Source organism: Variovorax sp. LG9.2 (genome assembly GCF_035018885.1).
In the GTDB taxonomy this organism is placed as follows: Bacteria; Pseudomonadota; Gammaproteobacteria; order Burkholderiales; family Burkholderiaceae_C; genus Variovorax.
In genome coordinates, this window is sequence record NZ_JASJXB010000007.1 from 94,953 (window position 1) to 119,835 (window position 24,883).

The 24,883-nt window shown below is 64.0% G+C and carries 26 protein-coding genes; 15 read left to right on the forward strand and 11 right to left on the reverse strand.

From position 1 onward, the window contains the following. Positions 1 to 10 precede the first annotated feature (10 nt). Genes QN413_RS09520 through QN413_RS09560 form a run of 9 tightly spaced genes read left to right on the forward strand, consistent with a single transcriptional unit; the run spans position 11 to position 9,194 of the window. Positions 11 to 1,018, forward strand: coding sequence for a hydroxyquinol 1,2-dioxygenase (locus QN413_RS09520; protein WP_187052528.1), 1,008 nt, complete (start codon positions 11 to 13; stop codon positions 1,016 to 1,018). Positions 1,019 to 1,060: 42 nt separating this feature from the next. Then, positions 1,061 to 2,569, forward strand: a complete 1,509-nt coding sequence (locus QN413_RS09525) for an aldehyde dehydrogenase family protein (protein WP_323496375.1) — start codon at positions 1,061 to 1,063, stop codon at positions 2,567 to 2,569. Between the two features lie 23 nt (positions 2,570 to 2,592). Then, entirely contained in the window at positions 2,593 to 3,660 is a 1,068-nt protein-coding gene (locus QN413_RS09530; RefSeq protein WP_323496504.1) for a maleylacetate reductase, read from the forward strand. Between the two features lie 55 nt (positions 3,661 to 3,715). Beyond that, positions 3,716 to 4,975: an ABC transporter substrate-binding protein gene (locus tag QN413_RS09535; protein WP_323496376.1), complete on the forward strand. Its 1,260-nt coding sequence runs from the start codon at positions 3,716 to 3,718 to the stop codon at positions 4,973 to 4,975. Positions 4,976 to 4,978: 3 nt separating this feature from the next. Further along, positions 4,979 to 5,698 (forward strand): ABC transporter ATP-binding protein, encoded by a 720-nt coding sequence (locus QN413_RS09540; RefSeq protein WP_323496377.1) that lies wholly within the window; start codon positions 4,979 to 4,981, stop codon positions 5,696 to 5,698. Continuing rightward, on the forward strand, positions 5,695 to 6,396 hold the full coding sequence (locus tag QN413_RS09545; RefSeq protein WP_323496378.1) for an ABC transporter ATP-binding protein: 702 nt from the start codon (positions 5,695 to 5,697) through the stop codon (positions 6,394 to 6,396). Before QN413_RS09540 ends, QN413_RS09545 begins: the two co-directional genes overlap by 4 nt. Before the next feature lie 37 nt (positions 6,397 to 6,433). Beyond that, positions 6,434 to 7,303 carry a branched-chain amino acid ABC transporter permease gene (locus tag QN413_RS09550; protein ID WP_323496379.1) on the forward strand — a complete coding sequence of 290 codons (870 nt, stop codon included), beginning with the start codon at positions 6,434 to 6,436 and terminating at the stop codon, positions 7,301 to 7,303. A gap of 5 nt (positions 7,304 to 7,308) precedes the next feature. Continuing rightward, entirely contained in the window at positions 7,309 to 8,331 is a 1,023-nt protein-coding gene (locus QN413_RS09555) for a branched-chain amino acid ABC transporter permease (RefSeq protein WP_323496380.1), read from the forward strand. Continuing rightward, positions 8,328 to 9,194, forward strand: a complete 867-nt coding sequence (locus QN413_RS09560; RefSeq protein ID WP_323496381.1) for an intradiol ring-cleavage dioxygenase — start codon at positions 8,328 to 8,330, stop codon at positions 9,192 to 9,194. The genes QN413_RS09555 and QN413_RS09560 overlap by 4 nt, the downstream gene beginning before the upstream one ends. A 52-nt stretch (positions 9,195 to 9,246) precedes the next feature. On the opposite strand, the gene QN413_RS09565 is transcribed toward QN413_RS09560, so the two are convergent. Genes QN413_RS09565 through QN413_RS09585 form a run of 5 tightly spaced genes read right to left on the reverse strand, consistent with a single transcriptional unit; the run spans position 9,247 to position 13,408 of the window. Then, positions 9,247 to 9,786, reverse strand: coding sequence for a peptidoglycan DD-metalloendopeptidase family protein (locus QN413_RS09565; RefSeq protein ID WP_323496382.1), 540 nt, complete (start codon positions 9,784 to 9,786; stop codon positions 9,247 to 9,249). 56 nt (positions 9,787 to 9,842) lie between these two features. Further along, positions 9,843 to 11,594, reverse strand: coding sequence for an ABC transporter ATP-binding protein (locus QN413_RS09570; protein ID WP_323496383.1), 1,752 nt, complete (start codon positions 11,592 to 11,594; stop codon positions 9,843 to 9,845). Positions 11,595 to 11,625: 31 nt separating this feature from the next. Beyond that, complete coding sequence (locus QN413_RS09575) at positions 11,626 to 12,126, reverse strand: CreA family protein (RefSeq protein WP_323496384.1); 501 nt, start codon at positions 12,124 to 12,126, stop codon at positions 11,626 to 11,628. A 5-nt stretch (positions 12,127 to 12,131) separates the two neighbouring features. Continuing rightward, entirely contained in the window at positions 12,132 to 12,683 is a 552-nt protein-coding gene (locus QN413_RS09580) for an NUDIX hydrolase (protein WP_323496385.1), read from the reverse strand. 23 nt (positions 12,684 to 12,706) lie between these two features. Further along, positions 12,707 to 13,408: a fumarylacetoacetate hydrolase family protein gene (locus tag QN413_RS09585; protein ID WP_323496386.1), complete on the reverse strand. Its 702-nt coding sequence runs from the start codon at positions 13,406 to 13,408 to the stop codon at positions 12,707 to 12,709. Between the two features lie 115 nt (positions 13,409 to 13,523). Between QN413_RS09585 and maiA the strand changes: the two genes are divergently transcribed. Both maiA and pgeF read left to right on the forward strand, forming a co-directional pair. Next, on the forward strand, positions 13,524 to 14,183 hold the full coding sequence (gene maiA / locus QN413_RS09590) for a maleylacetoacetate isomerase (protein WP_323496505.1): 660 nt from the start codon (positions 13,524 to 13,526) through the stop codon (positions 14,181 to 14,183). 35 nt (positions 14,184 to 14,218) lie between these two features. Continuing rightward, complete coding sequence (gene pgeF / locus QN413_RS09595; protein WP_323496506.1) at positions 14,219 to 15,031, forward strand: peptidoglycan editing factor PgeF; 813 nt, start codon at positions 14,219 to 14,221, stop codon at positions 15,029 to 15,031. Here the strand turns inward: pgeF and QN413_RS09600 are convergent. Next, positions 14,963 to 15,316, reverse strand: a complete 354-nt coding sequence (locus tag QN413_RS09600; protein WP_323496387.1) for a hypothetical protein — start codon at positions 15,314 to 15,316, stop codon at positions 14,963 to 14,965. The genes pgeF and QN413_RS09600 overlap by 69 nt on opposite strands. A 125-nt stretch (positions 15,317 to 15,441) precedes the next feature. Here QN413_RS09600 and phaC point away from each other — a divergent pair, with 125 nt between their 5' ends. From phaC to QN413_RS09615, 3 genes are all read left to right on the forward strand, one after another. Continuing rightward, entirely contained in the window at positions 15,442 to 17,166 is a 1,725-nt protein-coding gene (gene phaC / locus QN413_RS09605; protein ID WP_323496388.1) for a class I poly(R)-hydroxyalkanoic acid synthase, read from the forward strand. A 48-nt stretch (positions 17,167 to 17,214) separates the two neighbouring features. Beyond that, positions 17,215 to 18,393: an acetyl-CoA C-acetyltransferase gene (locus tag QN413_RS09610; RefSeq protein ID WP_323496389.1), complete on the forward strand. Its 1,179-nt coding sequence runs from the start codon at positions 17,215 to 17,217 to the stop codon at positions 18,391 to 18,393. A gap of 100 nt (positions 18,394 to 18,493) precedes the next feature. Beyond that, the gene (locus QN413_RS09615) at positions 18,494 to 18,862 is read left to right on the forward strand and encodes a hypothetical protein (protein WP_323496390.1); all 369 of its coding nucleotides are present in this window, start codon (positions 18,494 to 18,496) and stop codon (positions 18,860 to 18,862) included. Between the two features lie 57 nt (positions 18,863 to 18,919). Here the strand turns inward: QN413_RS09615 and QN413_RS09620 are convergent, their stop codons facing one another. From QN413_RS09620 to QN413_RS09640, 5 genes are all read right to left on the reverse strand, one after another. Then, positions 18,920 to 19,780: an endonuclease/exonuclease/phosphatase family protein gene (locus tag QN413_RS09620; protein ID WP_323496391.1), complete on the reverse strand. Its 861-nt coding sequence runs from the start codon at positions 19,778 to 19,780 to the stop codon at positions 18,920 to 18,922. Then, the gene (locus tag QN413_RS09625) at positions 19,777 to 20,616 is read right to left on the reverse strand and encodes a carbohydrate ABC transporter permease (protein ID WP_323496392.1); all 840 of its coding nucleotides are present in this window, start codon (positions 20,614 to 20,616) and stop codon (positions 19,777 to 19,779) included. Before QN413_RS09625 ends, QN413_RS09620 begins: the two co-directional genes overlap by 4 nt. Continuing rightward, positions 20,613 to 21,452, reverse strand: a complete 840-nt coding sequence (locus QN413_RS09630; RefSeq protein ID WP_323496507.1) for a sugar ABC transporter permease — start codon at positions 21,450 to 21,452, stop codon at positions 20,613 to 20,615. The genes QN413_RS09625 and QN413_RS09630 overlap by 4 nt, the downstream gene beginning before the upstream one ends. 26 nt (positions 21,453 to 21,478) lie before the next feature. Further along, complete coding sequence (locus QN413_RS09635; RefSeq protein WP_323496393.1) at positions 21,479 to 22,783, reverse strand: ABC transporter substrate-binding protein; 1,305 nt, start codon at positions 22,781 to 22,783, stop codon at positions 21,479 to 21,481. Positions 22,784 to 22,844: 61 nt separating this feature from the next. Then, positions 22,845 to 23,882, reverse strand: coding sequence for an ABC transporter ATP-binding protein (locus QN413_RS09640; RefSeq protein WP_323496394.1), 1,038 nt, complete (start codon positions 23,880 to 23,882; stop codon positions 22,845 to 22,847). 131 nt (positions 23,883 to 24,013) lie between these two features. On the opposite strand from QN413_RS09640, the gene phbB reads away from it, so the two are divergent. Beyond that, positions 24,014 to 24,751, forward strand: a complete 738-nt coding sequence (gene phbB, locus QN413_RS09645; RefSeq protein WP_323496395.1) for an acetoacetyl-CoA reductase — start codon at positions 24,014 to 24,016, stop codon at positions 24,749 to 24,751. The last annotated feature ends 132 nt before the right edge of the window (positions 24,752 to 24,883 follow it).

The window sequence follows — 24,883 nt, forward strand, 5'->3', positions numbered from 1 at the left end:
AGCCACGCACATGAACGCACCCGCAGAACTCGCCAAGGTGATCGCGTCGCAGCCAGACGCCTCACTCGGCTACAAGAATTTTTCGCTCGGCAGCTTCGGCTTTCGGCGTGACGAATACTTCGTCCATATCAACTGGAAGACGCGCGACGGCCGGCCCATGAGCCACACGATGGACGCCGGCAATTACCTGCGTGCACTGATGCGCGACGTAGCCTGGGGCTTCTTCTACGGCTGGGTCAACTTCGACAACGTGTTCGGCACGGTCAACCACTACCAGTCGGTCGACATGTACGCCGGCAGTTTCAACGGCACCATGAAGGACGCCGGCATCGACATGCTGGAGAACTTCCCGACGGCACAGATCCGTGCCACCTTCGAGGCGATGCTGGACGACTGGACCAACGAGAGCTTCGATCCGTTCTCCGCCCCGCAGGAAACCGGCTCCGCCTACGGGCGCAAGAACGGCAGCAACACCGCGAAGATCACCCGAGCCCGTGAACTCGCCACGCGTTGCGTCGGCCTCAAAGGCGACCTGAATCTGCGCAGCGATGAAAGCGGGGCGCCGATCAACCGGGCCTTCGCCGACGTCTCGCAGTCTCAGCCCGAGCTGCATCCCGAGCCCGGCTTCGAGAACGAAGTCCATGCGTTCAGCCTGTTCGGCTTCTTGAGCCGCTCGCAAGTGACGTGGAACCCGAGTTTCACCTCGGTGGTGAAGCACAGCTTCATGTGCCCGACCACCGAAGAGCACATGCTGCCGATCATTCATGGCAATGATCGTGTCGAGTGGTTTTTCCAGATGACCGATGAAATCCATTGGGACTGCGCCGACAAGAACACCGGCAAGCCGATGGCCCGCGTGATCATGAAGGCGGGAGACATGTCCGCCATGCCCGCCTATTGCCGGCACCAGGGCTACAGCCCCAAGCGCTCGATGCTGCTGGTCTGGGAAAACGGCTCGCCCACCCTGGTCCACGAGATCCAGAAGGGCGAAAGCCCAGAGATCCCCGTTCAGTTCTGAAGCCATGCGGTCCATCGCGACCGCACCAAGGAAAACCTTTTCATGACTCTTGCGGACATTCAGGCCGCGGCTGGCCTTGTCACGCCTGTTCGCCACCAGCTCTTTATCGACGGACGCTTCGTCGATGCCGAATCGGGCGAAACGCTGGCTACGCTCAACCCGCACGACAACTCGACCATCGCCCAGGTCGCACTCGCCGGCAAGGCCGACGTCGACAAGGCCGTCGCTGCGGCGAAGCGGGCGTTTCCCGCGTGGAGTCGCATGGCGGCCGCCGATCGTGGACGCATCCTGCTCAAGCTTGCCGACCTGATCGAAGCCAACACCGAAGAACTGGCGCGACTCGAATCGCTCGACACCGGCCATCCGATACGCGACTCCCGCAAACTCGACGTGCCGCGCACGGCAGCGTGCTTCCGCTACTTCGGTGGCATGGCCGACAAGTTCCAGGGCGAGACGATTCCGGTCGAGGCCGGCTTCCTGAACTACACGCTGCGCGAGCCGGTCGGCGTCGTCGGCCAGATCGTGCCGTGGAACTTTCCACTGATGTTCACCAGCTGGAAGATGGCGCCTGCGCTGGCTGCGGGCAACTGCATCGTGATGAAACCCTCGGAGATCACGCCGCTCAGCTCTTTGAAGATTGCAGAATTGATGGCCGAGGCCGGCATGCCACCCGGCGTGGTCAATATGCTGCCGGGGCTCGGCAGCGTGGCGGGCCAGTGCATCGCCGAGCATCCGGACATCGCCAAGATCGCCTTCACCGGCAGCACTGCGACCGGTCGCCGCATCGTCCAAGCCAGTGCTGGCAATCTCAAGAAGGTGCAGCTCGAACTCGGCGGCAAGGGCCCGAACATCGTGTTCGAAGACGCCAACCTGCAGGCCGCCGTCAACGGCAGCGCCTGGGCAATTTTCCATAACCAGGGGCAGGCCTGCATCGCAGGTTCGCGCTTGATGCTGCACGAGAAAATCGCCGACGCCTTCCTCGACAAGTTCGTCCCGCTGGCGCAGTCGATCCGCCTCGGCAACCCGCTCGACGACGCGACCGAAATGGGCCCGCTCACCAGCGCGCTGCACAAAGACCGCGTGCTGGCGTATGTCGACATCGCGCGCGAGCAGGGCGGCGAGGTGTTGGTGGGAGGCCGCGCACCGGGCGGTGACCTGGCGGCCGGTTGCTATGTCGAGCCGACCATCGTACGGGCGCGTTCGTCACGCGATCGCATTGCACAGGAAGAAGTGTTCGGTCCCTTCGTCACCGTGCTCACCTTCAAGGACGAGGCGGAAGCGATGGAGATCGCCAACGGCACCGACTACGGCCTGGGCAGCGGCTTGTGGACCGGCAACTTGCAACGTGCGCACCGCATGGCGCGTGACCTGCACGCCGGCATGGTGTGGATCAACAGCTACAAGCGCGTCAGTCCCGGCTCACCGTTCGGTGGCGTCGGGCAGAGCGGCTACGGGCGCGAGATGGGCTTCGACGCCATGCGCGAGTACACCCAGGTCAAGAGTGTGTGGGTCAACATCGACGCGCAGATTCCACCGCACTTCGTACGTTGAAAAAAGCCGCAGTGAAAGCTCCGATGCAAGACTTCGTCTACACCAGCCATTCGCAGCGCGTGGTGTTCGGCATCGGGTCGATGAAGCATCTGGCGCGCGAGATCGACGCCCTCGGCGGGTGCCGCGCGCTGGTGTTGTCGACGCCCGAGCAACGCACGCAGGCCGAGCGCGTGGCCGACATGCTCGGCACGCAAGCCGCTGGCATCTTCGACCGCGCCGTGATGCACGTGCCGATCGAGACGGCGCGCGAAGCACGTGACGTGGCACGCCGGCTCGGCGCCGACTGCGCCGTCGCCATCGGCGGCGGATCGACCACCGGGCTGGGCAAGGCGATCGCACTCGATTCGGGCTTGCCGATCCTCGCCATTCCGACGACCTACGCCGGCAGTGAGATGAAGTCGATCTACGGCCTCACCGAAGCCGGCGTGAAGAAGACCGGCAAAGACCCGCGTGTGCTGCCGCGCACCGTCCTCTACGACCCCGAGCTTTCGCAGACCTTGCCGCTGGCGATGAGCGTCACCAGCGGCATCAACGCCATCGCGCATGCGGCCGAAGGCCTCTACGCGCAGGACAGCAATCCGGTGATGGACCTGATGGCAGTCGAAGGCATCACAGCCATGGCACGCGCGCTTCCGTCGATCCGCAAAAACGCGCTCGACATCCATGCCCGCACCGATGCGCTCTATGGCGCATGGCTGTGCGGCAGTGTGCTCGGCAGCGTGGGCATGGCGCTGCACCACAAGCTGTGCCACACGCTGGGCGGCAGCTTCAACCTCCCGCATGCGGAGGTACACACCGTTGTGTTGCCACATGCCCTGGCCTTCAATGCCGGTGCGGCGCCGATTGCAATGGCGCGAATTGCCAAGGCGCTGGGCAGCGCGTCAGCGGCGGCGGGGCTGTACGCGCTGGCGCGCGACAACGGCGCACCCACCGCGCTCAAAGACATTGGCATGCGAGCCGAAGACCTCGACCGCGCAGCGGACCTGGCGGTGAGCAATCCGTACTGGAACCCGCGGCCTTTTGGCCCGACAGAACGCGGCGCGATTCGCGCGCTGCTGCAGCGCGCCTGGGATGGCGAGCCGCCGCGCTGATGGCGTCCGGTAGCAACCGAATTTGTGCAACGACATAACGAAGAAGGAGACAACCATGGCTTTCAATCGCAGACAGTTCACCCAGGCCGCAGCGGCCCTCGCCGCCACCGGCGCTACGCCGCTGGTGTTCGCGGCCGACACGATAAAGATCGGGTTCGTGTCGCCGCAGACCGGCCCGCTCGCGCCGTTCGGCGAAGCCGACAAGTGGGTCATCGAACAGATGAAGACGGCCTTCAAGGACGGCATCAACGTCGGCGGCAAAAAGTACGCGGTGCAGATCGTACTGAAAGACAGCCAGTCGAATCCGAACCGGGCCGGCGAAGTCGCCAACGACCTGATCCTGAAAGAAAAGGTCGCGCTCATGCTTACCGCGGGTACGCCCGAAACCGCCAACCCGGTGAGCGATGCGTGCGAGCTGAACGAGGTGCCTTGCATCTCCAGCGTGGTGCCATGGCAGCCCTGGTTCTTTGGGCGCAAGGGCGACCCGGCCAAAGGTTTCAACTGGACCTACCACGTGTTCTGGGGGCTCGAGGACGTCATCGCCACCTACACCAATGGCTGGAAGACGGTGGCGACAAACAAGAAAGTCGGCGGCCTGTTCCCCAACGATGGCGACGGCAACGCTTGGGGCGACAAGGAGCTCGGCTTTCCCAAACCGCTGGCGCAGATGGGCTTCACCCTGACCGACCCCGGCCGCTTCCAGAACGGCACGCAGGACTTCAGTGCGCAGATCGCGGCCTTCAAGAAAGACGGCGTCGAGATCGTCACCGGGGTGGTGATTCCGCCGGACGCCAAGACCTTTTTGACGCAAGCGAAACAGCAGGGTTTCAAGCCGAAGATCATTACGCTCGGCAAAGCGCTGCTGTTCCCGGGGGCCATTGAAGCGCTCGGCGATCTGGGCGATGGCCTGTCGACCGAAGTCTGGTGGAGCCCGTCGCATCCGTTCACATCGAGCCTCACCAAGCAGAGCGCCAAGGCGCTGGCCGACGCTTACGAAGCCGGTACGAAAAAGCAGTGGACGCAGCCGATCGGCTTTTCGCATGCGCTCTTCGAAGTGGCGGTCGATGCGCTGTCGCGCGCCAAGTCGCAGAAGGCGTCCGACGTGCGCGATGCCGTCGCCGCGACGTCGATCGATTCGGTGGTCGGCCCGGTGAAGTGGGGCGGTCAGGGCCCGTTCAAGAACGTGAGCAAGACGCCGTTGGTGCTCGGCCAGTGGGGCAAGGGCAAGAAGTACAAGTACGAGATGGTCATCGTCAACGACGAAGCAGCCAAGAGCATTCCGGTCGGCGGCACGCTGCGGCCGATGCCGAGCTGAGCGATGACGCTTCTGGCGCTGCACGGGGTCAGCAAGTCGTACGGCGCGCTCAAGGTTATCGACGACATCACGTTGTCGGTGAGCGAGGGCGAAACGCTGGGCATCCTCGGGCCGAACGGCGCGGGGAAGACCACGCTGTTCAACCTGATCTCGGGCGACGCGCGGGCCGATGCCGGCCGCATCGAGTACGAGGGGCGCGACGTGACCGGGCTCAAGCCGCATCAGCGCTGCCAGGCCGGCATCGGCCGGAGCTATCAGGTGCCGCAGCCGTTCGGCAACATGAGCGTGTTCGAAAACCTGGTGACCGCTGCCTGCTTCGGGGCGCAGCAAAGCGAGCGGGAAGCCTGGAACACGGCGCACGAGGTGCTGGAGCAGACCGGGCTCATGCCGCACGCCAACAAGCCGGCGGGTGGCCTGACGCTGCTGAATCGCAAACGGCTGGAGCTTGCGCGGGCGTTGGCGACGCGGCCCAAGTTGCTGTTGCTCGACGAGATCGCGGGCGGCCTTACCGAGCACGAGGCCAAGCAGCTGGTCGAGGAACTGCAGCGCATCAAGTCGCGTGGCATGACCATGATCTGGATCGAGCATGTGGTGCATGCGCTGCTGTCGCTTGCCGACCGGTTGTTCGTCATCAACTTCGGACAGAAGCTGGCCGAGGGCGAACCGCGTGCCGTGATGAACGACGGCGAAGTGCGCCGTGTGTACATGGGGATGGAAGCGTGACGGCTCTATTGCAGACACAGGGCTTGCAAGCCTTCTACGGCGATGCGCAGGCGCTGTTCGGTGTCGACTTCACGCTGGCGCAAGGCGAACTGGTCGCCATCATCGGCGCCAATGGTGCGGGCAAGTCGACGCTGCTCAAGTGCCTGACCGGCCTGGTTCGCGCGCCGCGCGATGCGGTGCGATTCAAGGGCGAAACCATTGGCGGATTACCCCCCGGCGAGATCGTCAAGCGCGGTCTCGCGATGGTGCCGGAAGGCCGGCGTCTGTTTCCGAGCCTGAGCGTCGAGGAGAACCTGCTGATCGGTGGCCTCACACAGCGCAAGGGGCCGTGGAACCTGAGCCGCCTTTACGCGCTCTTTCCCATCCTGGCCGACAAGCGCAGCCATCCTGCCACGTCGTTGTCGGGTGGCCAGCAGCAGATGGTGGCGCTGGGGCGGGCACTCATGAGCAACCCCGATGTGCTGTTGTGCGACGAGCTGTCCCTGGGCCTGGCGCCCATCGTCATCCGCGAGATCTACGCCGCCATGCCCGACATCACGGGTGAAGGCATGACGGTGGTCATCGTCGAGCAGGACGTGACGATGGCGCAACGCGTGTCGCAACGCATCTACTGTCTGCAGGAGGGGCGTGTGTCGTTGCAGGGCCGCTCCGTTTCGATGACGCGCGAACAGATATCGCAGGCGTACTTCGGCTTGTGATGGCAGCACGAAACGTAACGCGAGTGGAGCCACTGCATTGATCGAAACCATCCTCCAGGGCATTCTGCTCGGCGGTCTCTACACGCTGTTCGCGCTCGGCCAGTCGCTGATGTTCGGCGTGATGCGGCTGACGAACACGGCGCAGGGCGACTTCATCATCCTTGGCGCCTTTACGGTGATCGCGAGCACGTCGCTGTTCGGAGATGCGCCGCTGCAGGTGGCGGTGGCAGCGCTCGCCGTGTTGCCGATCGCCTTCGGGTTCGGCTACGCGCTGCAGCGCTACGTGTTGAACGGCACGCTCGGCAAAGATCCGCTGCCGTCGCTGGTCGTGACCTTCGGCCTCTCGATCGTGATCCAGAACATGCTGCTCGAATTGTTCTCGGCCGACCCGCGCTCCATCGAGACGGCTGGTCTCAACACGCAAGGCTTGCGCATTGGTGAGTCGCTGTCGGTCGGCGTGTTGCCGCTGATCGTGCTTGCTATCGCGCTGGTGGCGACGGCCGCCCTGCAGTGGCTTTTCGCACGCACGGCGCTCGGTCGCTCGTTCAGGGCGGTGTCGGATGACCGCGAGATCGCCGAACTCATGGGCCTCAACGCGAAGAAGGTCTACGCGCTGGCAACGGCAATCGCCTTCGTGCTGATCGCCATTGCGGGGGCGTTGCAGGGTATGCGCACAACGGTGTCGCCGTCCGATGGCCCGCTGCTGCTGCTCTTTGCCTTCGAGGCCGTGATCATCGGCGGCATGGGTTCCTTTTGGGGCACGCTGGCCGGCGCGATGATCCTCGGCATCACGCAGCAGATCGGCTTCAGGCTCGATCCGGGCTGGGGCATCTGGTTCGGCCACATCGTTTTTCTGCTCGTGCTGGTGCTGCGCCCGCAGGGGCTCTTTCCGAAGACCCGAGGATGATGCCGATGACGCAAGTGACCGATTCGAATGTCGACGTCGTGCGCGGTACCGCCGCCAGCCGTGCCGCTTTGGTAGTGGCGGCCGTGCTCGTCGTGCTGGCGGCGAGCCTGCCGTTCTGGGGCGAATCAAGTTGGATGCGCGAGTTCGTACAGGTCGCCTGCTACTTCATTTTCGCGATGATGTGGAACCTGCTCGCGGGCTATGGCGGCATGGTGAGCATCGGCCAGCAGGCGTACTTCGGTTTTGGCGGTTACGTGATGCTGATGCTCGGAAATTTCCTCGGGCTCAATCCGTTTGTCGCGATTCCGCTGGGTGCCGTCGCTGCGGGGCTCATCGCGGTGCCTGTGTCTTACGTCGCGTTCCGGCTGGCGGGCGGCTACTTCGCAATCGGCACCTGGGTCATCGCCGAAGTGTTTCGCCTGAGCTTCGCAAACGTGTCTGCGGTGGGGGGTGGCTCCGGCACCACGCTCACCGCGCTGCGTGGTATCGAGAAAGCGACGCGCGAAAGCGTGACCTACTGGATGGCACTGGCTTGCGTGGTGGCGGCCATCGCGTTGGTTTTTCTTTTCCTCCGCAGCAAGCGCGGCCTGGCATTGCTCGCGATACGCGACAACGAAGTGGCGGCCGAATCGCAGGGCATCCCGGTGGCGCGCATGAAGCTCGCCGTGTATGTGGTGGCGGCCTTCGGTGCCGGGCTGGCGGGAGCTCTGTACTTCGTTGGCAATCTGCGCATCAGCCCCGATGCAGCCTTCAGCGTCAACTGGTCGGCCTTCGCGATCTTCATGGTGGTGATCGGCGGCATCGGTCGCATCGAAGGGCCGCTCGTCGGCGCTGTGATCTTCTGGGCGCTCAACAAATTTTTGAGCGACTATGGCACTTGGTATTTGCTCGGCCTCGGCCTGCTCGCGATCGTGGTCACCCTTTTCTTCAAGCAGGGCTTGTGGGGCTACGCGCAGCAACGCTGGGGCTGGTCGCTCTTTCCCACGCAGCGCCGGCTGATTGAAATTTCAGGAGACCGTTCCCCATGAGAAACATCAACGAAGACACCATCACCACCGCCGTACTCGAAAGCATCGCAGGCTGCGACAACCCGCGATTGAAGGAAGTGATGTCGGCGCTGGTGCGCCATCTGCACGACTTCGCGCGCGAGGTGAAGCTCACCGAGGCCGAGTGGATGGAGGGCATCCAGTTCCTGACCGCCACGGGGCAGAAGTGCGACGAGAAACGGCAGGAGTTCATCCTGCTCTCGGACACGCTGGGCCTGTCGATGCTGACGGTGGCGCTCAACCATTCGAAGAGTCCGCAAGCCACTGAGGCGACGGTGTTCGGGCCGTTTCATGTGCACGGCGCGCCGCAGCTCGAGCAGGGCGACGACATGTCCGGCGGCGCGGTCGGTGAGCCGCTCTTCGTCCAAGCCACAGTGCGCGGCATCGGCGGTGAGGCGGTTCCGCATGCCGAGGTCGATGTGTGGGAGGCCGACGCCGATGGCTTCTACGACGTGCAACGCCCGGAGCTCACCGGCCCGCAAGGCCGAGCTGTGTTCAAGACCGATGGTGAAGGGCGGCTTAACTTCAAGGCGGTGTTGCCGGTGGCTTATCCGATTCCGACCGATGGGCCGGTGGGGCGCATGCTGGCCGCGGTCAAGCGGCATCCGTGGCGCCCGGCGCACGTGCATTTCATCGTGAAGGCGCCGGGCTATGAGACGCTCATCACGCATGTCTTCGTCGACGGCGATACGTACCTCGACAGCGATGCGGTGTTCGGGGTGCGCACCTCGTTGATCGGCAACTACGTGCGTCATGCGCCGGGCACGGCACCCGACGGCTGCGTGCAGGCAACCGCGTTTCACACGCTCGACTTCGGCTTCGTGCTGGAGCCGGCGCAGGCCTGAGCTTCGACCCGAGCACGGCGCCTGGCTCAGGTCCGCACCGCCGCGCTGAAGCCTAGCGTTGTTTGCCGCTCAGGAAAGGCTCCGGATCGACCGCGACGCCTTGCTTCCGGATCTCGAAGTGCAGCTTGACGCGGTCGGTACCGCTCTTGCCCATCTCGGCGATCTTCTGGCCTTGCCGCACCACGTCGTTCTCTTTGACCAGCGCCTTGTCGATGTGCGCGTAGGCGGTGATGTAGGTGTCGTCGTGCTTGACGATGATCATCGTGCCGTAGGCCTTCAACGCATTGCTGACGATGACGACGCGGCCGTCGCGCGATGCCAGGATCGGGTCGCCCAACTCGCCCGCGATGTCCAGGCCTTTGCTCTTGTTGCCGTCGAAGCGCGCGATAGTGGCGCCTGCTGCCGGTGAACCGAAGAGCGGTGCTGGTTTGGGCGGCGGCGTGACGGGTGGAGCAACAGGCGGCTGCTGCGCCACCGGCGGCAGCGAGGGCGACGGCGGCGCATTCAACGGCACGTTGGTGCCGCAGGCCACGAGGCCGGTAGCGATGAAGACGGCCGCGGCTGCGCGAAGGATCAGGGTCGAAAGGTGCATGGCGCTCATTGGAACGCAATCGATGCCAGACGTTCCACAAGTAGCCTTTTTTTACTTTAAGGGTTTGGCCTAGGGTGTGCCGCCAGTTTTTGTAGTTGCGGCTGACGTGCCAGCACCGCGTCGCATGGGCCGTAGTCGCGCACGCGGCCAGCTTCCATCAGCACGATGCTGTCGAAATGGTCGAGCACGCTGAGCCGATGGATCGACGCGACGAGGCACGCACCCGGAAAGCCCGCGGCAATGCGGTCGAGCACACGCGTCTCGGTCGCGGCATCGAGCGCGCTGGTTGGCTCGTCCAACAGCAGCAGCGTGCTGCCCTTGGCCGCCAGCACGCCGCGCGCCAGACACAACCGCTGGCGTTGGCCCCCGGAAAGGTTGAAGCCACGCTCGGTCAGCATCGTGTCGAGGTCGCCCTGCATCGCTTCGAGCACTTCGTCGAACGCGCTCGAATGAAGGGCCGCCTGAAGCTTCGAATCGTCGTGCGCTTCGCCGAATGTCAGGTTCTCGCGCACGCTGGCCTCGAAGACCTCGGTCTCTTGCGGGATCAACGTGGCCAGCGTGCGCAATGAGCGCCATTCGCGGGGGGCACCGTCGAACGACAGGCTGCCGTGCTGCGGCACGTAGAGCCCGGCCAGCACGCGCAGCAGCGTGCTCTTGCCGCCGCCGCTCGGGCCGACGAGAGCAACCCGCTCGCCGCGACGCAGCGTGAGCGCGACATCCTGCAGGCCACCGCCGCGCGACGTGTCGGCATAGTCCCAGCGCAAGCCATCGATGGTCATGTTCTTCCAGCTGGCCGTGGCATCGATTGCGTGCGCGGTGTCGGGCGCCGCATCGGGCGCATTCCAGATCGGCTCGGCACTCAGGTAGTCGGTGTGCATGCGCGCAAAGCCCTGAAAGTTGGCGGCCATCGAGCCGACCACTGCGGCGGCCTGCTGCGCGTACTGGTAGATCATGAACACGGTGCCCAGCTGCACCGCCGTGCCGGGCGTGCGCTCGTGCCAAACGTGGATAAGCACCAGCGCCCAGGTGAGTCCGAGACCGAGCAGGTCCACGGTGGCCCACTTGCCTTCATTGAGCAGCGCAGTGCGCTTGAGCGGCGTCGACACTGCCTCCATGCGCCGCCGCAACAGCGCGCGCGAGGCTTGCTGCAACCGCAGGCCGACCACCGTGGAGGCGTTGCCGATGAAGTCGAGCAAGGCCGCGACATAGCGCCGGTCGGCGTCGTTCTCGGTGCGGGCCAGCTTCATCAGCGCACGGTCGAAGCGCAGGATGATCAGGCCGACCAGCACGTAGCCGAAGAATGCGATCAACCCGCTGACACGCGACAGCAGTACCAGCGCGACCAGCGGCCCGACGAAGCTGACCGCGTTGGCAAGGTAGACGAACTGGTTCTGCGCGAAGTCCGACAGCGCCCGGCTCGCCTGGTGCACGCGGTGCTGCAATTCGCCCGAGTGGTGCGTGTCGCGCCATGTCATCGGCGCGCCTGCGATGTGGGCGTAGAGCGTGTCGGCCAGCGTCTCGCGGATGCGCACGGCCACGTTGCGCTCCAGCACGCGGCCCGGCCCGTGCACGCTCCACGAAACGACGTAGACAAAGATCAACAGGGCGATCCAGCGCACTGCAATGCCCAGCTCGCCATGCTGCAGCGCGTTGATGGCCTTGCCCGCCAGGAAAGGCATGCTCAGGCGGATGAGCTGAGACGTGGTCAGCAGCGACAGCGAGGCGACCAGCTGGCCACGTGCGCCGAGCGCGAAGCGCCACAGCGCCGTGTACAAGACGCGAAGGGGCTGGTCCGGTGCCAGGCGCATCCTCGAGTCTCTTGGCGTTTCGTGAGGCCCGTTACTTGACCGGAATGGGCGTACCGCGGTCGATGGCGACCGCGGTGATGCTGTTCTTCGGCGAGCCGTCGATGAGCAGATCGGAGTAGGTGAGGTACACGAGCGCGCTGCGCTTTGTGTCGACCATGCGCACCACGCGCAGCCGCTTGAAAAGAATCGAAAGCCGTTCGCTGAATACTTCTTCGCGCAGTGGCAGCGGCCCGCCGCTGAAGCTCACCGGACCAACCTGACGGCACGCGATCGACGCCTCGGCCTTGTCCGTGGCAAAGCCCAGTGCGCCCGAGACGCCACCAGTCTTTGCGCGCGACACATAACAGGTCACGCCGGCGACCTTCGGGTCGTCGTAGGCCTCGACCACGATCTTGTGATCGGGGCCGATCAGCTTGAAGGCGGTGTCGACATCGCCGACAACTTCGGCATGTGCGCTCAACGTCGCCGCGAGCAACAACGCGCCCCCGAGAGTGCGCAAAAAGGGACGGGCGATGCGGTGAATAGGGTTCATGGATTTCAGGCGATGTCGATCGTATGCACCCGGTCGAAGCTGCCGCGCTTGCGATCGGCAAAGAAGCATTCGAGTGCTTCGCGCACGGTACGAAAAGCGATCTCGTCCCAGGGGATTTCTTCTTCGGTGAAGAGCTTGGCCTCGATCGTTTCGTGGCCGGGAGCAAACACGTCGTCGAGCAGCTTGGCGCGATAGAACAGGTGCACTTGACCGACCCGTATCACGCTCATCACCGCGAACAGACCCTGCATTTCGAAATGCGCGCCAGCCTCTTCATCGGTCTCGCGCGCAGCGCCTTGCGATGCGCTTTCGTTCAGCTCCATGAAGCCGGCCGGCAGCGTCCACTTGCCCCAGCGCGGCTCGATGTTTCGCTTGCACAGCAGCACGCGATCACCCAACACGGGAATGGTGCCGACCACGTTGAGCGGGTTCTCGTAATGAACGGTGTGGCAGGCGGGGCAAACCGCGCGTTCCTTGGTGTCGCCATCGTCCGGAAGACGGTAGACCACCGCGGAGCCGCAATTCTTGCAGTGCTTGATGGGAACGCGAAAGGTCATCGGCCGGCAGCTTTAAAGAGGGTTCAAACGATCTTGACGGTCAGCGATGGCAGACCGGCGACTTCACCGACCAGCGTGTCGCCAGCGACCACGGCTGCGACGCCCTCGGGCGTGCCGGTAAAGATCAAGTCACCCGGTTGCAACTCCCACGCCGCCGACAGATGCTCGATGGTTTCGCCCAGGTTCCAGATCAGCTTGCTCACGTTGCTGCGCTGGCGGTCGGTGCCGTTCACCTGCAGCGAGATCTCGGCCTTTTCGACGTCGCCGGCCGCGGCCGCAGGAACGATCGGTCCGATCGGTGCGCTCTGCTCGAAAGCCTTGCCGATCTCCCAGGGGCGGCCCTGCTTTTTCATCTCGCCCTGCAGGTCGCGACGCGTCATGTCGAGGCCGACCGCATAGCCGTAGATGTGCTTGTGCGCATCGACCGCCTTGATGTTCTTGCCGCCGGTGCCGATGCAGGCGACCAACTCGATCTCGTGATGCAGGTTCTTGCTCAGCGTCGGGTATGCCATGGTGCCGGTCTGGCCGGCGTCGACCACCACCACCGCATCGGCCGGTTTCATGAAGAAGAACGGCGGCTCGCGGCCAGTGAAGCCCATTTCCTTGGCGTGATCCTCGTAGTTTCGGCCGACGCAATAGATGCGGTGCACCGCGAAGCGGGCGGTCTGGCCCACCACGGGAACCGAGACGGTCGCGGGAGGTGGAAAAACGAATTCTGATGCCATGGCGTTGTGTCCTTTGTCTGCCGGCTGCGCGCCGAACCGGCAGTGTGCCAGAGGGTACCGCCCCTGCGCATTACCCCTGCGCGCGCCGGCGTTGCGAAGCTATGCTCGGCGCATGATGAAGCTGTACAACTACTTCCGCTCGTCCGCCTCTTACCGGGTGCGCATCGCGCTCAACCTGAAGGGGCTCGACTACGAGTACCTCCCCGTGCACATCGCCAGGGGTGAGCATCTGGCAGGTGCTTATCCGCAGATTTCGGCCGACATGCTGGTGCCTCTTTTCGAGGACGAACCTGCCGCGGGCGAAGAACAAGGCGAGCGCTTTTCGCAATCGATGGCCATCATCGAGTACCTCGACGAGGTGCATCCAGAACCGCCGCTGATGCCGCGCGACCCCGCCGGCCGGGCGCATGTGCGGGCACTGGCGGAAACCATCGCCTGCGAGATCCACCCGATCAACAACCTGAGGGTGCTGAAGTACCTGGTGCGCGACCTCAAGCTGGACGACGCGGCCAAGAACGCGTGGTACCGGCACTGGACCCGGCTCGGCCTGGAGGCTTTCGAGCGCCAGCTGGCGCAGCGGCCGGCCGCCCTGTATTGCTGGGGCCACACGCCGACGTTGGCCGACTGTTGCCTGGTGCCGCAGATCTTCAACGCGCAGCGTTTCGATTGCGATCTGAGCGGCCTGCCGCGCACCACGGCGGCTTACGAGGCCTGCATGCAGCTCGACGCCTTCCAGCGCGCGCATCCGTCACGGTGTCCGGACGCGGAGAATTGATGGCGGTGCAGTCGTCAAAGTCGTTGGTGCCGCTCATGCCGCTGGTGCCGCTGGTGCCGCTGGTGCCCGACTGGCCGGCGCCGGCCAACGTCCGGGCGCTTTGCACCACGCGCGCCGGTGGCGTCTCGACCGGCCCTTGCGCCAGCCTGAACCTGGGCGAGCACGTCGGCGATGCGCCGGAGGCTGTTATCGAGAACCGGTCGCGGCTGCGGTCGGTCATCGGTGTTCGTCCCGTGTTCCTGCGGCAAGTGCACGGCACCGATGTCGCTGCGCTCGACGCAGACACATCCGATGGGTCAGGTGCCATCGCAGCGGACGCTTGCACTACCACCGGTACGGGTATCGCCTGCACCATCATGGTCGCCGACTGCATGCCGGTGCTGTTCACCGACGAAGCCGGGGAGCGCGTGGCAGCGGCGCATGCCGGATGGCGCGGACTGGCTGCGGGCGTGCTGGAACGCACCCTCGGCACGTTCACGAAGGACGTGAGGCCAACGGGCGCTGGGACGCAAGGCGATGCGCACGAGCGCGGCGCTTCAAAAATAATCGCCTGGCTCGGCCCCTGCATCGGCCCCAAGGTCTTCGAAGTCGGCTCGGAGGTCAAGGCCGCATTCGAAGCGCATTCCGCCGGAGCCGCGTCGTGCTTCGAGCCTGGCGCGGTGCCCGGCAAGTGGCTCGCCGATTTGCCGGCGCTGGCCCGGCAGCGGCTGCGGGCGATGGGCGTGGAAGCCGTCTACGGCAACGACGGCAGCGATGCCTGGTGCACCGTTAGCAACTCGTCACAGTTTTTCTCGTACCGGCGGGAGGCTGGCAGCGGCCGCTTCGCCGCGCTGATCTGGAAGGTCTGACGGAAGGTTGTCATCTGCCGGAGCGCTGGTCGGATGACCATCGGGGCCAGTCGGATTGCTCGACTGGTGCGCCTCGCGAGCCTTTTCCTGCGCTGCGATTTCTCGTTCTCGGGCGCGCCGCCGCCTTGCGGGCGTCAGCATGAAATACATGATGAGTCCAACCGGAAGTAGCCCGTACAGCACGAACGTCACGCTGGCACCCAGCACGGTGCCGGTGGTGTTGGTGGCCTCCGCCACGGCCATCATCATCGTGACGTAGAGCCAGGCAATTACAACCAGGTGCATGAGTGGGCGTTGTCGTTGTCGGAGTAGAAAACAAGGGCTAGGCGAAAACACGGCGTTGTGAGCGCTGGTCGAATGCAGCATACTCAAAAGCCACCCGATTCAGGCGAGGCAGCAGGAGACACCACATGAAAAAACAAGCCAACGGGGTCGATGCTTTCGCACCCTTTCACCAGGCGCTGACGCAGGGCTGGGACAAGGCACTGACGTCTCTGCAGTCGATCGGTGCCAACGGTGCCACGCCATCTTTCGATCTCCCCAAGCTTTCGTTCGCCCCCGACAAGCTGCAAAGCTTGCAAGAACAGTATCTGGCGGAGGCCGGTGAACTGTGGAAGGCCGGCATGACATCCACCACGGCCAGCAGCGATCGTCGCTTTGCCGGCGAGGCCTGGGGCAGCAACCCAGTCTCGTCTTTCACGGCTGCGGTCTACCTGCTCAACGGCCGCACCTTGCTCAACATGGTCGAAGCGGTCGAAGCCGACGCCAAGACCAAGTCGCGCCTTCGCTTTGCGGTCGAGCAATGGATGGCGGCGTCGTCGCCCAGCAACTCACTCGCCTTCAATGCCGAGGCGCAAAAGCGTGCGATCGACACGCAGGGCGAGAGCATCGCCAAGGGCCTCAAGAACCTGCTGGACGATGTGAAGCGGGGTCATCTGAGCATGACCGACGAGACGGCCTTCGAAGTGGGTCGCAACGTGGCGACGACCGAGGGTGCGGTGGTGTTCGAGAACGAACTCTTTCAGTTGCTCGAATACAAGCCGTTGACAGCCAAGGTCTACGAGCGTCCCTTCCTGCTGGTGCCGCCTTGCATCAACAAGTTCTACATCCTCGACCTGCAACCCGAGAACTCGCTCATCCGGTATGCGGTGGAGCAGGGCCATCGCGTGTTCGTCATCAGCTGGCGCAATCCGGACGAATCGCTGCGAGACACCACGTGGGACCAGTACATCGAAGACGCTGCCATCAACGCGATCCATCTGGTGCAGGAGATCGGGGGCAGCAAGCAAATCAACACGCTCGGCTTCTGCGTCGGCGGCACCATCCTCAGCACGGCGCTGGCGGTGCTGGCGGCACGCGGTGAAAAGCCGGCCGCTTCCGTCACGCTATTGACCACGCTGCTCGACTTCACCGACACCGGCATCCTCGACATCTTCATCGACGAGGCGATGGTCAAGTTTCGCGAAATGCAGATGGGCTCCGGCGGCTTGCTGGACGGCGGCGAACTGGCATCGACCTTCAGCTTCTTGCGGCCGAACGACCTGGTCTGGAACTACGTCGTCGGCAACTACCTGAAGGGTGAAACGCCGCCGCCGTTCGACCTTTTGTACTGGAATTGCGATGCGACCAATTTGCCTGGGCCGTTCTATGTCTGGTATCTGCGCAACACGTACCACGAGAACAAGCTCAAGGTGCCGGGCGCGCTGACGGTGTGCGGCGAGAAGATCGACCTCGGCGCCATCGATGCGCCGGTGTACATCTACGGCTCGCGTGAAGACCACATCGTGCCGATCGGCGGTGCCTATGCATCGACCCAATTGCTGAAGGGCAAGAAGCGCTTCGTTATGGGCGCGTCGGGCCACATTGCCGGCGTGATCAATCCGCCGGCCAAGAAAAAGCGCAGCCACTGGATTCGCGAAGACGGCAAGCTGCCAGCGTCGCAGGCCGATTGGCTGACCGGCGCGCAGGAGCATCCCGGCAGCTGGTGGACCGACTGGGCCCAATGGCTCAAGGGACACGCGGGCAAGCAGATCGCGGCGCCCAAGGCGTACGGCAAGGGCAGCGCCTACAAGGCGAGCGAGCCGGCACCAGGGCGCTACGTCAAGGCCAAAGCCACGACGCCGGTCGCCGCCTGAAGCTTGTTTGCAATACAGTCATTTCAACTACACCATCGGAGAGAAAGCATGGAAGACATCGTCATCGTTTCGGCCTCACGCACAGCCGTCGGCAAGTTCGGCGGCTCGCTCGCCGGCATCGCAGCCACCGAGCTCGGCTCGATCGTCATCCGAGAAGTTCTGGCACGTGCCAAGCTCACACCCGACCAGATCGGTGAAGTCATCATGGGCCAGGTTCTGGCAGCAGGCGCCGGCCAGAACCCGGCGCGTCAGGCGCTGCTGAAGAGCGGCATCGACAAGTCGGTCCCGGCGCTCACCATCAACGCCGTGTGCGGCTCCGGCCTGAAGGCCGTGATGCTGGCGGCACAAGCGGTGGCAACGGGCGACAGCGAGATCGTCATCGCCGGGGGTCAAGAGAACATGAGCATGGCGCCGCACGTGCTGCCCAACTCGCGCAATGGCCAGCGCATGGGCGACTGGAAGCTGGTCGACACCATGATCGTCGACGGCCTCTGGGATGTGTACAACCAGTACCACATGGGCATCACGGCCGAGAACGTGGCCAAGAAGTTCGATATCAGCCGTGCGTCGCAAGACGAGCTGGCGCTGGGCAGCCAGACCAAGGCTGCGGCCGCGCAGGACGCCGGCAAGTTCAAGGACGAAATCGTCGCCGTCAACATTCCGCAGAAGAAGGGCGACCCGCTCGTCTTCGACAAGGACGAATTCATCAACCGCAAGAGCAGCGCCGAAGGTCTGGCCGCTTTGCGCCCCGCCTTCGATAAGGCGGGGGGTGTGACGGCGGGCAATGCGTCGGGCCTGAACGACGGCGCCGCCGCCGTGATGGTCATGACCGCCAAGAAGGCGGCACAACTCGGCCTGAAGCCGTTGGGCCGCATCGCCAGCTTCGCGACCGTGGGTCTCGACCCGGCGATCATGGGCATGGGACCGGTGGCCGCGTCGACCAAGGCGCTGCAACGCGCCGGATGGAAGCCGCAAGACCTCGACGTGCTCGAAATCAACGAAGCCTTCGCTGCACAAGCCTGCGCCGTGAATCGCGAGATGGGCTGGGACGTCAACAAGGTCAACGTGAACGGCGGCGCGATTGCCATCGGCCATCCGATCGGCGCTTCGGGCTGCCGCATCCTCGTCACGTTGCTGCACGAGATGCAGCGCCAGAACGCGAAGAAGGGCATTGCTTCGCTGTGCATCGGCGGCGGCATGGGCGTGGCGTTGACCATCGAGCGCTGAACGCATTCGAAGAAAACGTCTCCGCCATCAAGTTGTACGAGACGCCGGGCTTCGAAGTGCGGACCCGGTTGCGGCTCACCTCGATGCGCAAAGCTTCAGCATGATCGACTCTGTCTTCGCGGAGTTGAGCTTCTGGGCAATGGTCGCCGTGTCGGTGATCCTGCCGGTGACGATCTACGCCGTGCTCTTCGCGAAGCCGAGCGTCTCGCGCTACACGGTGCTGGCGCTGGGCCTCGCGCTGGTCGCGATCGCCGGGTTCGATGTCTACTTTTTGCAGCACATGCAAACGGCGGTTCGCGGCACGCCATCGCTGGTCGACGACGCTGTCTTCGACTCCGAAGTGTCGTTCGCGCTCTATCTTTTTCCGTTGATGTTCGGCGGCATCGGCGTCAACCTGATCTCGCACCTCTTGATCAGTCATCTGGTCGGCGCAGAGCGGCGCTTCAAGAAGAAACATCCCGACCGCTGATACAGGCGACAGAGCTAAGCGCAAACGAACCGGCGCGTCGAAACTGCGCGCAGACTCTCAATCCAGTTCGAAGACGACCGGCTGGTGGTCCGACGCGCGCGTGACGGAATCGACTTCGATGCGGCGCACACGCGACGCCAAGCCTTCGCTGACGAAGACGAAGTCGCAGGCAACCGGTTCGGGGCCATAGGTCCGGTCGAACAGCCGGAAGGTCGGCGCGTGCAACGCCGCGCCATGCACCAGCGGCCACGCATCGTGCAACGCATGCGCCGCGGCATCGCCGTCGACCTGAAACGGCGCCTGCATCACCGGGTACTCCGGCTCACTTGCCGCCAGATTGAAATCACCGCAGAGGATCGCGTGCGGCGTGTGCGTCTTGGTTTGAAACGGCGAGCCACTGTCATCTTTCAGCGGCGGCGCTGCGGCTTGCGCGCAGCCATCGATGTGCAATTGCCGCAGCGCACGCGCCTGCGCCATGCGCTGCACCTTGGAGTAGTACTCGAGGTGCGTCGTCATCACGCGCACCGGCCCGAGCGCGGCGTCACGCACGGTCATCACGCTGCACATGCGCGGCATGCTGCGCACATCGGCATCGGCGGGCCAGGGCAGCGCGTGGTGCTGCACCTGTGCGACCGGCAATCGCGTGGCGATCAGGTTGCCGAAGCGCTGGCGTTTGCCATCGGCAGTGAACTCGTCGACCGCAGCGCCGAAGAAGATTCGAAAACCTGGTAACAGCGCCTGCAGTTGTGCCGGCTGGTCGCCTGGCTGGCCCGGCAGGGTGTCGAAGCCCTGCGCGATTTCCTGTAGGCACAGCACGTCGAAGTCGGCCATGGCGCGCGCGCCGTCGACGATGCGCGCAACGTCGACCACATCGTCGAGACCGCGGCACCATTGCGTGTTCCACGTCACCAGTTTCATTTGATCCCCGCCCGCATGAAGCTCTGCACGAATTGCCGCTGGAACAACAGGAACGCCACCAGAAGCGGCGCCGACGTCATCAGCGTGGCGGCCGTGATGATCGACCAGTCGACCCCCTGGTCCACCGAAGAAAAAACCTGCAGCCCGACGGTGAGCGGCCGTGCGTTGACGCTGTTGGTAACGATCAGCGGCCAGAGAAAATTGTTCCAGTGGAAGCTGACGGAGACCAGCGCGAAGGCGGTATACACCGGCTTGGCGAGCGGCACATAGACGCGCCACAACATCTGCATGGCACTGGCTCCTTCGACGCGCGCTGCATCGTCTAGCTCCTTCGGAATGCCCATGAAGGTCTGGCGCAGCAGGAAGATCGCGAAGGCCGATGCGAAGTAGGGCAGGCCGATCGCGAGCAGCGTGTCGACCAGGCCGAGCCGCGCCATCGTCTTGTAGTTTTCGACCACCAGGATGTCGGGCATCACCATCAGTTGCACGAGCACCAGTGCGAAGGCGATGTTGCGGCCCTTGAACTCATAGCGCGCGAACGAGTAGGCGGCGAGCGTGCCGAGTACCAGCTGCGCGACCAGGATCATCGCGACCAGCAGCGTGGTGTTGAGGAAGTAGCGCGCGAACGGCGCGGCCGCCCAGGCGCGGCGAAAGTTATCGAGCGTGAGCGGCGCAGTGAGGCTGAAGCGCGTTGAAAACTCGGGCGCGTGAAAGGCGGTCCACACCGCGTAGACCAGCGGCAAGATCCATAACAGAGCCAGCAGCCACGCAGCGATGGTGTCGAGCCAGCCGGGGGCGTTGTAGGCCAGTTGTTGGGAGGGCGCACGCGCGGTCATTTGTAGTGCACCCGCTTGTCGAGCACGAAGAACTGGAACAGCGCAATGCTCACCAGCACGACCACCAGCACCACGGTGATCGCCGATGCATATGCCGTGTCCCAGTAGCTGAAGCCCACCTCGTACAGGTAATAGAGCAACAGCGTCGACGCGTTGTCGGGCCCGCCACGCGTCAGCACGAAAAGATGGTCGACCATGCGAAAGGCGTTGATGAAAGCGTTGACCAGCACGAACAGCGTGGTCGGCATCAGCAGCGGCCACTGCACCCGCCTGAAGAAGTACCAGCGCGATGTGCCTTCGATAGCCGCAGCCTCGCGCAGGCTGGGGTTGAGCGTCTGCAACGCGGCCAAATAGAAGATCATGAAGAAGCCGGACTCCTTCCAGATCGCGACCACCGTTACCGCCCCGAGAGCCGTGCTCGGACTGCCGAGCCAGTTTTGCGAAGGCAGGCCGAGCGCACCGGTGATCTGCTCTAACAAGCCGTATTGCGGCGTGTAGAAGAAGAGCCAGATGTTGGCGACCGCGATCATCGGCAGCACGGTCGGCGTGAAGTACGCCATGCGCAGGAATGCGCGGCCGCGAATGCGCTCGTTGACCCATAACGCCATCAGCAACGCGAGGCCGATCGAGCACGGAATCGTCGCGCCGGCAAACCAAAGGTTGTTGCGCACCGCCTTCCAGAACACCGGATCGGCTGCCATCGCCTGGTAGTTTTCAGGGCCGACCCACACGGCCGCGCGGCTGCCTTTCGGCGTCGAGAAAAAGCTGTCGACGAGTGTCGATACCGCCGGCCAATGCGTGAAGGCCACCAGCAGCACGAGTGCCGGCAGCAGCATCAACCACGCATCGACCGATCGTCGGTTCACTTGTAGGCGCGCAGGATGCGATCGGCTTCTGTCTGCGCGTCCTTCATGGCTTGCGCCGGCGTCTTGGTGCCGGTGAGCGCGGACTGCAGGCCGTCGTTCAGCGCTTTGGTCACGCGCTGGTTGTCGTGCGTCGAAAACTCGGCCACCGACACCGGCAACTGGTCGCGCGCCACGAGCGCAACCGGGAAATCGGTGCCGTACTTCTTCAGTGCGGGCGTGTCGTAGGCCGCTTGAGAGGTGCCGGCGTAACCGGTCTCGATGCTCCATTGCGCGGCACGCTCCGGCTGCGTCACCCACTGAACGAACTTGAACGCAGCCTCTTGCTGCGCCGGGGTCGACTTCTTGAAGATGTAGAAGTTGCCGCCGCCGGTGGGCGAGCCCTTGCGCTTGTTGCCGGGGATCATGCCGACGCCGAAATCGAACTTGGCGTTGGCCTTGATATTGGTCAGGTTGCCGGTGGTCGTGTAGATGATCGCGGCCTTCTTCTCGAAGAAGTCCTTGGGCGTGGTGCCCCACTCGACCACGCCAGGCGGATGGATGCCGGCCTTGCCCAGGTCGACCCAGTACTGCAGCGCCTCGACGATCTTCGGATCGTCGAACTTGACCTGCGTGCCGGCCTCGTTCGCCAGGATCGCGTCGTTGGGCGTCGTCAGCGTCTGGAACAGCCAATAGGGAAACCCGCTCGACGGAATCTGGACGCCGTACTGCGTGGTCTTGCCGCTGGCGTCTTTCTTCGTGAGCTTGGTGGCGGCTTCTTTCAGCTCGGCCCAATTGGTCGGGCCTTTTTCCGGGTCAAGGCCTGCCTCTTTGAAGAGTTCCTTGTTCCAGTACATGACGACGGTCGAGCGCTGGAACGGAATGCCCCAGGTCTTGCCGCCGCTCTGGCTGTTGAGCATGAAGGCCTTGTAGAAACTGCCCATCCACGCCTTGTCTTCAGCCGTCTTGGCGAAAGTATCGAACGGCACGATGGCGTCTTCGTCGATCAGGGTGAACATGTCGGTCGACAGCAGCACCGACGTCACCGGCGGCGTGCCCGACTTGTGCGCTGTGAGCGCTTTCACGATGGTCTCCTGGTAGGTGCCGGCGTAGATCGGCGTCACCTTGATGCCGGGGTTGTCTTTCATGAAGCCCGCGGCAAAGCCGTCGATGGTCTTGGCGATCGGGCCGCCGACGGCGACCGGGTAATAGAACTGAACTTCGACCGGTGTTTGCGCGTGCAGCGGCGTCGTCGCACCTGCCAGCACGGCGATGGCCGCAGCGAGCTGGAGGGTGGTGGCGCGTAGAAAGGTATTTCGTCTCATGGGAGTGGTCCTCGAAAAAACTACGGAAGAAAGCAGGTCAGTAAGCGGGTCAGTAAGCAGGTCAGTGAATTCGTTGACCGGCGACGTCGAAGCCGTGGCTGTCGCGCGGCGACCAGTGCAGCCGCACGGTGTCTCCGGGCTGCGCCCGGAGGCGGCCGTCGGCGCGCACCAGCAGCGTTTGAGTGCCGACCGTGCAGCGCAAGACCAGATCGGCACCCAGGTACTCGACGCTGGCGACGCGCGCCGGCACGCCAAGGCTCTCGGGGTTGTCGATGTGCGGCGCCAGCGAGATCGACTCTGGGCGCACGCCGAGCGTTGTTGCGGTCAGTCCGATGGCGACGTCGCTTCCCGCGATGCGGCCGGCCTCGATGGCCACGAGATTCATCGGCGGCGTGCCGATAAACCGGGCCGCAAAGGTCGTGGCGGGTTGTGCGTAAAGCTCGCGCGGTGCGCCGGCCTGCTCGACGCGGCCCAGGTTCAGCAGCACCACTTGGTCGGCCATGCTCATCGCCTCGGTCTGGTCGTGCGTGACGTAAACGACGGTGAGTCCGAGCTTTTGCTGCAGGTCGCGCAGTTCGAGCCGCATTTCCTGCCGCAGCTGTGCATCGAGGTTGGAGAGAGGTTCGTCCATCAGGCAGACGCTCGCCTGCGCGACGAGCGCACGGCCGAGTGCGACGCGTTGTTGCTGACCGCCCGACAGTTGGCCGGGGCGGCGATCGAGCAAAGCCGTCAGGCCGAGCAGCGTCGCCGTTTCTTTCAGCCGCGTTGCCATTTCTGCAGCAGGCGTCTTGCGAACCGAGAGTCCGAAGGTGATGTTGTCGGCGACGGTCAGGTGTGGAAAGAGCGCGTAGTTTTGAAACACCATCGCGATGCCGCGCTGCGCCGGCGGCGCGTCGGTCACGTCGCGACCGTCGATGCGCACCTGGCCGGCAGTTGCCACTTCGAGCCCGGCGATGATGCGCAATGTCGTCGACTTGCCGCAGCCCGAGGGGCCGAGCAAGACGCAGAAGGTGCCTTTTTCGATCTGGAGGTTGATGGCGTGGAGGGCGGTGGTCTGGCCCCAGGATTTGGCAACGCCGGCAAGCTCAATCGATGACATCGAACGAGTATAGATACGGCTTGTGACAGCTGGTTGCACGCGCATGTCAGTGTTTTCCTCAGAAGACGCAAGGGCAAATTTCGCTAAAGTCACCTTGCCAGTTCCGGCTGTACCGAATTCCAGGAAATAACATGAGCAAAAAAGTCGCATACGTCACCGGAGGCATGGGTGGCATCGGAACCGCCATCTGCCAGCGTCTTCACAAGGACGGCTTTACCGTCATCGCCGGCTGCGGCCCGACGCGCGACCACGCAAAGTGGCTGACCGAACAAAAGGCCGAAGGCTATGAATTCTTCGCGTCAGTCGGCAACGTCGGCGACTGGGCTTCCACCGTCGACGCCTTTGCCAAGGCCAAGGCCGACCATGGCGCCATCGACGTGCTGGTGAACAACGCCGGCATCACGCGCGACCGGATGTTCATCAAGATGACGCCGGAAGACTGGAGCGCGGTGATCGAGACCAACCTCAACAGCATGTTCAACGTGACCAAGCAGGTGGTCGGCGACATGGTCGAGAAGGGCTGGGGCCGCATCGTCAACATCAGCTCGGTCAACGGCGCCAAGGGCCAGGCTGGTCAGACCAACTACTCGGCAGCCAAGGCCGGCATGCACGGCTTCACGATGGCGCTGGCGCAAGAAATGGCCAACAAGGGCGTGACGGTCAACACCGTGAGCCCGGGTTACATCGGCACCGACATGGTCAACGCCATTCGCCAGGAAGTGCTCGACAAGATCATTGCCACCATCCCGGTCAAGCGCCTGGGAAAACCGAGCGAAATTGCCTCGATCATTTCATGGCTGGCCACGGACGAAGGCGGCTATTCGACCGGCGCCGACTTCTCGGTGAACGGCGGACTTCACATGCATTGAAGCTTTGCTCGCAACGCGCCTCGACGAAAACCCGCTCTGGCGGGTTTTTTCATGGCTCGCCGCACGGCGGACCGAAGCGGACGCCGTCGAGTGATCGCGCTAAAGTCGCCACCGGCGCAAAAGCTGCGAAAG